This is a genomic window from Pseudomonas sp. CBZ-4, from assembly GCF_000346755.1.
Taxonomy (GTDB): domain Bacteria; phylum Pseudomonadota; class Gammaproteobacteria; order Pseudomonadales; family Pseudomonadaceae; genus Aquipseudomonas.
Genome location: NZ_ANNV01000109.1, coordinates 1 through 2,914 on the forward strand (window position 1 = coordinate 1; position 2,914 = coordinate 2,914).

Here is a 2,914-nt window from a genome sequence, read left to right on the forward strand (position 1 = left end):
GCGGCCTTTCGTCGGCACTGTCAATTCTGACAGCTAGACACCCCCCCCTCGCGAGTATCTGATTTCCTTGCCATCACGCGCCGCAGTTTTTTGACGCGTTCCCATCTGCGAGGAGCGTATTGCCATGTCCCGTCGACCCCACGATCACAACGTCACACACGAGTCAGACCACGACCACGCGCACGACCAAATGCTGTGCCGCCCTCACTCCAATCACCTGCCAAAACCTGCACCTGGCCCCGTCAACCCGCCGCCGACCCGGGTTGAGGATCTGGAGCCCCCCTACTCGGCGTTTCCACGAATCAACATCCAATTGGCCCCCTACCCTGAAGTGGGGGAGTATGGCCTGGGCATTCGCCATGTACGGCCGTACGCCCAATTTGTATTGGAACAATGGCACGGTTTTAGCCTTAACGACTACTTCGCCCTGTACCTGAATGACTTGATCAACGCGGCTGCCGACGACATCGCCTTGGAAAGTCGCGATGCCTACGACTTATTTGTTCCCGAAGAACGCGTACCGGAAGGCGAAGTTAAAATCTATGCGCGCGTTGAGCGAACAGGCCCTGGAACCCCTAGCACTTCGCCGATTCAGACCATCCTCATCAAAACCACTCGCCCTGGGGGAACAGACACCGACCCAGGGAATCCCTGGCATACCGGCCTGCGCCTAAGCGTCGAAGGTTTTCCTGCGGGCTCGGTGATCAGTCCTCCGGACGTTGTAGGCGGTTTGTGGTGCCTGATCGAGAGGTATGAACACATCCGGCACAACGACGTCATCGACCTTTCCTGGGATGGGATTTTTGTCCATCACACGGTGAGCCCTAGCGAAGCGGCGGGGCCGGGGCCTGTTCGGGTATTTGTGCCCAAGGCCGTCATCGATGCCGGTGGCCAGGCCGGGGAATTGACTATTCGCTTCAGGGTGCAGGACGTCGTCAAGAATTTTTCGGGGGAGAAGTATCAATATTCAAAATCCTATTTCCTGAATGCCGAGTTGGATAGCAGCCTGCTTCTTGCTCCGCGCTTTCTAGTGGACGGCGAATTGCTCGACTCCAAGCAGATCGACTTCGACACGCAGAGCGATGCAGCATTTGAGGTGTTGATCAACACGGGCCCTGTATTCCCGACGCCCAACCCTAGACGTCAAATTACCGTGATGCTTGTCGGCACCCTGGAGGATGGAACGAGCAAGACTTACCCGCTTGGGCCCGTAATCGACAATAATTTCGGCGTCACATTCGTTCCGGTAGACAACGGTATTATCAAAGAGCTTATCGGCGGCTCGTTTCGTATCTCGTACACCTGGCATACGCAGGCGGGGGTAGAGTTGGGTCGTTCCGGCAGCCTTACGATCACAGTGGTCGGTACTCCGTCATCAATGCCAGTGGTCGACGTCAGTCCCATTGAACTGGGCTTGATCCCTACCGACACTGCCATCATGGTCACGATACCGCCTTACACGCCGCATAACGCCAGCTGGCTGGAGCGCCTGGTGATCCGGCACATTCCGTCAGGCGGTGGCGGGGGGATTGTATTCAAGCAGGAGCAATTGGCCGGGGCGCAAGGCGGCGTTCGTCATGTCACGGCGGCTGAAATGGCGCCCTTCAGTGAGGTGGGGCCGATTGAAATCTTCTATGAAGTGGATGATGGCTCGGTTTCCATCCTCGACGGCAGTGTTTTAACCGTGCGCAAATCGGACATATTGGGCGCAAGGGTCGGTGAGCGTACGGCCGATATGCCTCAACCGATTCTGCAGGGCGCTATTGGCAACAATGTGAACCCTGCGGATGTACCGGGCCCCGAAGCGTTGGTCATCTTCCCTTACGAGGGCACACAGAACGGCGACACAGTGTATTTTTCGTGTATCGGCTCAGGGGTTGGCGGCTCCCTCAGCGGCAGTATTTCAATCAACGGTAGCACTGCCGGAAAAGCGTTGCCCTACCCCGTGTCTCGAAGCATTCTGGACAACAACCTCAATGGCAGCTTGCGTATCAGCTATAGCTTGCATCGTCCCGGCACGCCGCCGCTGATTCTGCGCTCTGAGGTGCTTCACCTTACCGTGGGGGTCGCCGTGTACCTGGGGCGGCCGGTGATTGTCGGCGCCTCGCTGTCACCCGATGAACTCAACCCGCTGGCCGCACTGGCAGGCGCTACCGTCCTCGCGCGAATCAACCCGACGCTTGCGACGGACTACATCAATTTCGACTGGTTTACCGACGATGGCATCGGCAGCACCACACTGGGCGCGCCAGGCAACGCGTCCACGCATGAAACAAGTGTGACATTTTTGCCGCGCACGATCGCCAAGTGCATCCGTGAAGGCGGCAGTACGATTGACGTGCAGTACCGATTCAATCGCGGCTCGTTTCCATATCCTTCCGATATTGTCTCCTTGCGGCTATTGCCGTTGACAGGCTTGCCAACGCCGAAGATCGACGGTATCGACGGCACCATACTGGACCTGTCGCGCCTCGACCCGAATGCACGCACCCGTGTGGCGATGTGGCACTTCATCCACCCCAATCAACGGATGTGGATGAGCTACACCGGCACCCAAGGTGGGCTCCCCTGGACCGAAGATACCTACACCGCGAACCTGGTGACGGACGACGGCGTCGCCAACGGCATCCGGCCACCCACCCCCGTCGACACGCTGAAACTGCTCGACGATGGCTCGGCACTGACCATTAAGTTCTGGGTCAGCCTGGCTGAAAGCGCGGATAAAACCACGGCGATCCTGTTTGGTGTGGCGCACTTCATTGTCCAGGCGCTGCCCAGTGTGCTGCCTCATCCGTTTATTGGCGGTACGGCGGATGTCGATCAAGATGTAACTGTTGCGCCACTGTCCATTGAGCACAACACGACGGTGACGGTCAAATACGCCGGAATGAGTGGCAATGACGTCATCAGGCTA

General features: G+C 58.0%; 1 protein-coding gene. It reads left to right on the top strand.

Annotation, left to right across the window (positions count from 1 at the left end; all coding sequences use genetic code 11):
• Positions 1 to 124: 124 nt before the first annotated feature.
• Positions 125 to 2,914: hypothetical protein (locus tag B348_RS01000000130055; protein WP_017736889.1), on the top strand; the 2,790-nt coding region annotated here is incomplete at its 3' end.